Source organism: Mycobacteriales bacterium (assembly GCA_035995165.1).
Classification (GTDB): domain Bacteria; phylum Actinomycetota; class Actinomycetes; order Mycobacteriales; family CADCTP01; genus CADCTP01.
In genome coordinates this window covers 39,042-45,820 of the sequence record DASYKU010000134.1, presented here as the reverse complement: position 1 = coordinate 45,820, position 6,779 = coordinate 39,042, and the positions used below count along the sequence as shown (strand labels likewise).

The window sequence follows — 6,779 nt, the reverse complement described above, 5'->3', positions numbered from 1 at the left end:
CACCCCGGCGCCGTCCGCGAGTGTAGACGGGTACCCCCCGACCTACCGCTACGCTGGTCCCGGCACACGCGGGTGTAGCTCAATGGCAGAGCCCCAGCCTTCCAAGCTGGCCATGCCGGTTCGATCCCGGTCACCCGCTCCCCCGCTCCACCCCAGGTCAGCGGCCTGTCGCTCTCACCTGCGTGTTCGTCACACTTCGTCTCTTGTGGGCGCGTGCCACGAGCGACTGCCCGACTCTCCGCTCACGTGACGTCAACGTCGGCTTGTGGACCTGGGACCGCCCTTGGCGCGCTGCATGACGGAGATCATCGCGGCGCGGGTCGAGCCGCTGCCGCCCCGTGTCCCGACGTCCCGGGCCGGCCACTACCGTTCGCCGTGGGTCCCGTCCCTGTCACACAGGTTCGGGATCAAGGGCCCGTTCGGTGCTCGCTACACCGGGCGGGCCCGCCTTGTCGAGCTGTGTGGTGAGGATCAGTTCGGGAGTGGTGGGCGCGCCCGTCCAGTTGCCTTGGAGACGGCGGACGGTGAAGCCGGCGGTGGTGAGGGAGTCGGTCAGTTCCTCGAGGGTGCGCCAGCGGAGGGTGCCGGGGGCGACTACCTCTTCGCCGGAGTCGAAGAGGTAGTGCAGGGTGTAGTCGACGGTCAGGCCGCGGACGGCGGTTGTTTCGGTCCAGAACGTGACGCCGTGGGTGGCGGTTCGGCGGGTGGACCAGGTTTCCCAGGCTCGGGCCTCGGGGTTGCGGGTTTCGAAGGCCAGCCAGCCGGCGGGGCGCAGGGCGGCGGCGATCGCGGTGAGGGCGGCGGACCAGGACTCGTCGGTGCGGAAGAACTGGGGGATGTGGCCGGACATGATGGCCAGGTCCGCGCCCAGGGCGGGCAGAGCCGTGACCGGGCCGCAGATCCAGTGGACCTGGTCGCCGTACGGGCGGGTGCGGGCCGCCGCGAGCATGAGTGCGGACGGGTCGAGGCCGGTCACCTCGTATCCCTGGCGGGCCAGGTCGCGGGTGATGAGGCCGGTGCCGCAGCCGATGTCGACGATCGTGCGGGCGGCGAGAGAGGAAGCAAGCTCGGAGTAGAACGCCGGCTGGGTGCCGGGGTCGTACGCGTTCAGGGTCTCGTAGAGATCGACGAGGCGCGGGTCCGTGAACTCGGTCATTCCGTCGCACACTAATCGGGACGACCAGTGCAGCATGGGTGGAGTTCGGCCGGGGTAGATCGTTTCCGTGCGAGCACGCTGGGGTGCGGTGGTCGCCGTCGCCTTGGTGGCCGCGGCGTGTGACAGCGGCGACGGGCCGCCGGTGGGATTCGGGCTGCTGACACCGACCTCGTCGCCACATGTCGCCGGGACGGCGCTGGGCGCGGACGCCGGGACCGTCGACCTGGTCAGTGGGGCGAGGACCGTGACCGTCCGGACCGCGGACCTGGGCACGGAGCGGCTGCGGGCGACGACGCCGGACCACGCCGGGGTCGCGCCGGTGCTGGACGTCGCGGACGGGATCGTCAGCGTGAGCCTCGTGCAGACCGGGGAGCCCGGGCCGTCGGCGGTCACGCTGCTGCTCGATCCGCGGGTGCGGTGGCAGGTGCGGATGTCCGGTGGGTCCGTGGACCAGCGGCTCGACCTGCGCGGGGCGCGGCTGAGCGGGGTCGATTTCGTCGCCGGGGTGACGCGGATCGATCTGTCGCTGCCGACGCCGGACCGTACGGTGCCGGTGACCATGGTGGGCGGGGCGACCGAGTTCACCGTGCACGTTCCGGCGGGCGTGGCGACCGGGGTCCGGGTGACGGGCGGGGCGGCCAGTACGGACGTGGACGGGGTCCGGCGGACCGGGCTCGCGGGCGGGACGGTGCTGAGCACCGCCACGGCACCGGACCGGTACGAGGTCGACAACGTCGCCGGAGTCTCCACGTTCGTCCTCGACAGAACCTGAGACCTGAGTAGTTCTGCCGATCCGCCGACCAGGGAGCGGCTGGCAGCGTCGCTCGCATGAGCGCACCTCCTCGCCGCACCGACTGGCGGCCGTTCTGGCATGCCGTCGGCCTCACGTTCACCGTCATCACCGTGCTCGCCGGGATCGCCGTCGTCGGCGTGTTCATCTGGGGCGTCATCGCGTTCAACTCGTACGGGAGCAACAAGTGATCGCCCGGGCGCGGCTGCTCGTGGTGATGGCCCGGCCGGCAGTCGTCATCCTGCTCGGGCTGTACGCGGCGATCGGGGCGGGCGGCGCCGTCGACCCGCGGGTGTCGCTCGTGGTCGCCGCGTTCCTGCTGTTCTCCGTGGCCGTGAACGACCTGGCCGACGAGGCGATCGACCGGGTCAACCTGCCCGGTGCCGCGTCCCGGCCGCTGGTCACGGGCACCGGGCAGCGGTTCGACCTGCGGGTGCTGCCGGGGTCGGCGCGGTGGTCACCGCGGCCGCCGCGGTCCCGCTGGGCTGGCGCTGCGGGCCGGTCGCGGCGGGCGGCCTCGTCGTCTCCGTGGCGTACTCCAGGAAGCTGTCCGGACAGGGCGCGGTGGCCTCGCTGGTGCTGCCGGCCTGCTACGTCGCGGCGCCGTACCTGCTCGGGGCGTTCGGGGCGGGGATACGACCGGACCTGATGCTGATGACCGGGCTGTACGTCGGGTTCGTGGGGCGGATCCTGCTCAAGGACTTCCGGGACGTCCGCGGCGACGCGCTGTTCGGCAAGCGGACCTTCCTGGTCCGGCACGGCCGCCGGGCGACCTGCGCGTTCTCGGCCTGCTGCTGGGTCGCCGGCGCGATCCTGCTGGCCGTCGCGCAGCCGGAGATCGCGATCCCGACCGGGCTCGGCGCGGCCGGCGTGCTGGTGCTGCTGCGGATGCTGGCCACCGACGGCGGTCACCGCCGGGACGAGCGGCTGATCTCCGCGATCGCGATCGTCGGGCGCGGGCTGCTCGTCGTCCTGCTGGTGGCGCTGACCGGGCGGCACGACCTGCTCGTGGCGGCGCTGACCGTGGTATTCGCCGTCCAGGCCACAGCAATGGTGCGTCAGAACTCGCGCCAGAGCATGACCATCGCCCGGTCGTCCCCGGTGCTCGTCGGCACCTCGCGGACCAGGAACGCGGCGCCGCCGCGGTAGTCGCCCCGGGGCACCAGCCGCTCCGCGGTGCCGAGCAGGCGGTCCACGCCGACCTCGATGTCGCGGTGCCGGTCCTCGACCACGCCGTCGGAGTAGAGCAGGACGGCGTCACCGCGGCGCAGCATGCCGGTGTCGGGCGGGTGCCCCACGTCCGGGACGACGCCGAGCAGCGGGCCCCGGCGCAGCAGCAGCCGCCAGGTCCCGCTGCCGGCGTGGAGGTGCGCGGCCGGTGGGTGCCCGGCGTTCTCCACCCGGTACGCGCCGGTGGTCAGGTCGACCCGCAGGTAGATCGCGGTCGCGAAGCCCTCGCGCCAGCGCTGCTGCAGCAGGTAGCGGTTGGCCTCGGTGAGGAACTCCTCCGGCGGCACCGCGCCGAGCAGGCCGCCGAGCGCGCCGGACAGCAGCAGCGCCCGGGTGCCGGCGTCGACGCCCTTGCCGGAGACGTCGACCAGGACCAGGTCGAGGATCGTGTGCGGCCCGTCCGCGGCCGCCACGACGTGCACCCGGGAGGAGACGAAGTCGCCGGCCAGCCCGGAGTCGTACGCGGGGCGCAGCTCGACCTCGATCCCCCACCCGCCCGGCAGCGGCGGCACCTCACCCTGGACCCGCAACCGCTCCCGCAGGTCGAGCAGGATCCGGTCCGGGCGGCCCCGGCGGACGCCGAGACGGTCGCGGCGACGGGCCTGCTCGTAGGAGACCGCGGTGACGGTGAGGAAGATCAGCACGCCGCCGATCGGCAGCGTCCAGCCGCGGACCGCGGTCACCAGCACGATCATCGCGACCGCGGCGCCGACGAGCAGCCGCAGCCCCCGCAGCGGCAGCGCGAGCCCGCCCAGCAGCACCGGAATCGCCAGCGTCGAGGCCGGGCGCAGCTGGGTCGGGAACACCAGGGAGGCCAGCGCGAGCAGGCCGGCCAGCGCGATCAGCGCCGCGGTCACGCCGGGATCGCCGAGCAGCCAGCGCAGCCGCTGCACGCCGCCGGCGAACCGTCCCCACAGATTCCACACCATGACCGCGCGCACAGTAGCGAGCAGAGGTGACCGGCGAGTACGGACAGCGCCGAATCGATGCCGAGGTGAGCCGGGCGGACCGGCAAACCGATCGCGTCATGTCAGAGCCCGGGAGTAGGAAAGACGGCATGACCGACCTCGAGCTGCGCCCCATCGACCGTACGGAGCTGCCTGCCTTCTACCGGACCCTGTCCGAGGTCTTCGGCGAGGACCCGGACGACCGCGACCGCGAGTCGTTCGGCACCGTCTTCGAGCCCGAGCGCAGCCTGGCCACGTTCGAGGCCGGGCAGGTCGTCGCGACCGCCGGGATCTACACCCGGGACATGACCGTGCCCGGCGGGCCGCGGCCGGTGGCCGCGGTGACCGTGGTGGCCGTGCAGCCGACGCACCGGCGCCGCGGGCTGCTGACCGCGATGATGCGCCGGGAGCTGACCGAGCTGCACGAGGAGCAGCGCGAGCCGGTCGCCGCGCTGTGGGCCTCCGAGGCGACCATCTACGGCCGCTTCGGATACGGCATCGCCGCCCGCCAGCTGGCCTGGACCGGGGAGAAGCACCGGCTGCGGCTGCGCCCGGACGTGCCCACCGGGACCGGGCGGGTCACGCTGGTCCCCGCCGAGCAGGCCAAGCCGGCCGAGGCTGCCGTGTACGAGGCGTTGCGGGAGGTCACACCAGGCTTCCTGTCCCGGCCCGGGGCCTGGGCCGACCGGATGATCGCCGACCCCGCGCACATCCGCGCCGGCGCCAGCGCCCGGCGGCACGCGCTGCACACCGAGCAGGACGGGACCGTCACCGGCTACGCGACGTACCGGACCAAGCAGGACGGGACACCGCGGCGCAACGAGAGCGAGCTGCGGGTCGACGACGTGTTCGCGGCGACCCCGGAGGCGTACGCGGCGCTGTGGACGTTCCTGTCCGGGATCGACCTGGTGCCGAACGTGATCCGGCGGCGGGCGCCGCTGGACGACCCGCTGCAGCACATGATGGCCGACAGCCGGGCGCTGGAGGCGTGGGTGTACGACTCGCTCTGGATCCGGCTGGCCGACGTGGGCCGGGCGCTGGCGACGCGGACGTACTCGGCGGCGGTGGACGTGGTGCTCGACGTCCGGGACGAGTTCTGCCCGTGGAACGCGGGGCGCTGGCGGCTGTCCGGGGACGCGAGCGGGGCGACCTGCGAGCCGACGTCCGACCCGGCCGATCTGGCGTTGTCCTCGACCGGGCTCGGCGGGGCATATCTGGGCGGGCCGACGCTGGCCGGGCTCGGCGCGGCCGGGCTGGTCTCCGAGCTGACCCCGGGCGCGCTGGCGGCGACGAGCGCGGCGTTCGCGGGGGCGCGGGCGCCGTGGTGCCCGGAGGTCTTCTAGCCGGTTGTGCTCGTGATCGGGGCGCGGGATCGTGGGTCCGTGAGCGAGCCGATCCCGCCGCGGCACCGGCGCCGGGAACGGCGCCGGGCCGGTACGCCCGTGCAGTCTCCCGGAGCACCGGACCCGGCCGGACCGGCGCCTGATTCGGCTACGCCGAGCACTCCGCCCGACGCCGCAGCTGATCCGGCTGCGCCGAGCACTCCGCCCGACGCCGCAGCTGATCCGGCTACGCCGGGCACCGCGCCTGGCTCCTCGCCGGCGCCGGCTGCGCCGAGCACTCCGCCCGGCTCCGCGGCGAGCACCCAGTCCGGCTCCGCGGCTGACCCGGCTGCGCCGAGCGTCGCGTCTGGCGCCCCGCCCGATCCGGCTGCGCCGGGCACCGCGCCTGAGCTGGCCGCGTCGAGCGCCGCGGTTGACGCTGCGGCTGGGTTCGGGAACCCGACGGGCGCGGGGGGCGCGGGCCGGCCGGGTGCCGACCCCGGCAGCGACCCGCGCTCGGCGGTCGATCCGGCGGACCCGGCCGGGGCGCGGTCGGGCGAGGAGAGCGCAGGGGCGCGGTCGGGCGGGGAGAGCGCTGCGCGGCCCGGCGGGGAGGTACGGCGGAAGAGTCGGGCGCGGCGTACGGATGCGGAGCGGGGCTTGCGCGGGATCGTCGGCGCCGGACCGTCGCAGGTCGGCGTCGTCAGCGCGATGCGGGCCCGCGACGCCGCCCGGCCCACGGCCGAGGACCTGGCCGCGGCCGAGCGGGACGTGGTGATCGTCCGCCGCCACTACGTCCCGCCCGACACGCTGCCCGGAGCGCGCTAGGGAGCTCAGTCGAGGCCGAGGGCGGTCTGGCGGGGTGGGCGGCCGGTGGAGACCTCGAACTCGGCGACCAGGCGGATCCGCCGCCGGTGCCGCTCCCCCTGGCTGAACGGCGTCGCCAGGAACGTGTCGACCAGCGTCGCGGCCTGGTCCTGGGTGTGCATCCGGGCGCCGATCGCGACGACCTGGGCGTCGTTGTGCTCCCGCCCGAGCTTGGCCGTCTCCTCCGACCAGGCCAGCGCGGCCCGGATCCCCGGCACCTTGTTGGCCGCGATCTGCTCGCCGTTGCCGGAGCCGCCGATCACGACGCCGAGGCTGCCCGGGTCGGCCAGCACCCGCCGCCCGGTCTCGAAGCAGAACGGCGGGTAGTCGTCCTCGGCGTCGTACGAGCCGGCCCCGCAATCGACGGGCTCGTGCCCGTTCTTGGCGAGGTGCTCCATCAGGTACGCCTTGAGCTCGAAGCCGGCGTGGTCGGACCCCAGGTAGACGCGCATGACCGACAGTCTCCC

Annotated in this window: 7 protein-coding genes, 1 tRNA gene and 1 pseudogene; 6 read left to right on the top strand and 3 right to left on the bottom strand. The window is 74.3% G+C overall.

Annotated elements, in window-relative coordinates; all coding sequences use genetic code 11:
* The first annotated feature begins 68 nt into the window (after positions 1–68).
* Positions 69–139: transfer RNA gene (locus VGP36_22800), tRNA-Gly, on the top strand.
* A gap of 252 nt (positions 140–391) precedes the next feature.
* Here VGP36_22800 and VGP36_22795 read toward each other — a convergent pair.
* A complete protein-coding gene (locus VGP36_22795; GenBank protein ID HEV7657539.1) occupies positions 392–1,156 on the bottom strand; it encodes a class I SAM-dependent methyltransferase in 765 nt (254 codons plus the stop codon).
* 67 nt (positions 1,157–1,223) lie between these two features.
* Between VGP36_22795 and VGP36_22790 the strand changes: the two genes are divergently transcribed.
* The 3 genes and pseudogenes from VGP36_22790 to VGP36_22780 all read left to right on the top strand — a co-directional run bounded on the left by VGP36_22790 (position 1,224) and on the right by VGP36_22780 (position 3,095).
* Positions 1,224–1,928 (top strand): hypothetical protein, encoded by a 705-nt coding sequence (locus VGP36_22790; GenBank protein ID HEV7657538.1) that lies wholly within the window; start codon positions 1,224–1,226, stop codon positions 1,926–1,928.
* Positions 1,929–1,984: 56 nt separating this feature from the next.
* Entirely contained in the window at positions 1,985–2,137 is a 153-nt protein-coding gene (locus VGP36_22785) for a hypothetical protein (protein ID HEV7657537.1), read from the top strand.
* 253 nt (positions 2,138–2,390) lie between these two features.
* Positions 2,391–3,095: pseudogene (locus VGP36_22780) on the top strand (UbiA family prenyltransferase).
* Here VGP36_22780 and VGP36_22775 read toward each other — a convergent pair.
* Positions 3,005–4,105: a PP2C family protein-serine/threonine phosphatase gene (locus VGP36_22775; GenBank protein ID HEV7657536.1), complete on the bottom strand. Its 1,101-nt coding sequence runs from the start codon at positions 4,103–4,105 to the stop codon at positions 3,005–3,007. The pseudogene VGP36_22780 and the gene VGP36_22775 overlap by 91 nt on opposite strands.
* Positions 4,106–4,233: 128 nt before the next feature.
* On the opposite strand from VGP36_22775, the gene VGP36_22770 reads away from it, so the two are divergent.
* Complete coding sequence (locus tag VGP36_22770; protein HEV7657535.1) at positions 4,234–5,466, top strand: GNAT family N-acetyltransferase; 1,233 nt, start codon at positions 4,234–4,236, stop codon at positions 5,464–5,466.
* Positions 5,467–6,105: 639 nt separating this feature from the next.
* The gene (locus tag VGP36_22765; protein ID HEV7657534.1) at positions 6,106–6,273 is read left to right on the top strand and encodes a hypothetical protein; all 168 of its coding nucleotides are present in this window, start codon (positions 6,106–6,108) and stop codon (positions 6,271–6,273) included.
* Positions 6,274–6,278: 5 nt separating this feature from the next.
* Here VGP36_22765 and VGP36_22760 read toward each other — a convergent pair whose 3' ends face one another.
* Complete coding sequence (locus VGP36_22760; GenBank protein HEV7657533.1) at positions 6,279–6,764, bottom strand: ribose-5-phosphate isomerase; 486 nt, start codon at positions 6,762–6,764, stop codon at positions 6,279–6,281.
* Positions 6,765–6,779: the final 15 nt, after the last annotated feature.

Coding starts and splice junctions, on each gene's coding strand:
- VGP36_22795 (HEV7657539.1), bottom strand. CDS start 1,156: ATGACCGAGTTCACGGACCCGCGCCTCGTCGATCTCTACGAGACCCTG.
- VGP36_22785 (HEV7657537.1), top strand. CDS start 1,985: ATGAGCGCACCTCCTCGCCGCACCGACTGGCGGCCGTTCTGGCATGCC.
- VGP36_22775 (HEV7657536.1), bottom strand. CDS start 4,105: ATGGTGTGGAATCTGTGGGGACGGTTCGCCGGCGGCGTGCAGCGGCTG.
- VGP36_22770 (HEV7657535.1), top strand. CDS start 4,234: ATGACCGACCTCGAGCTGCGCCCCATCGACCGTACGGAGCTGCCTGCC.
- VGP36_22760 (HEV7657533.1), bottom strand. CDS start 6,764: ATGCGCGTCTACCTGGGGTCCGACCACGCCGGCTTCGAGCTCAAGGCG.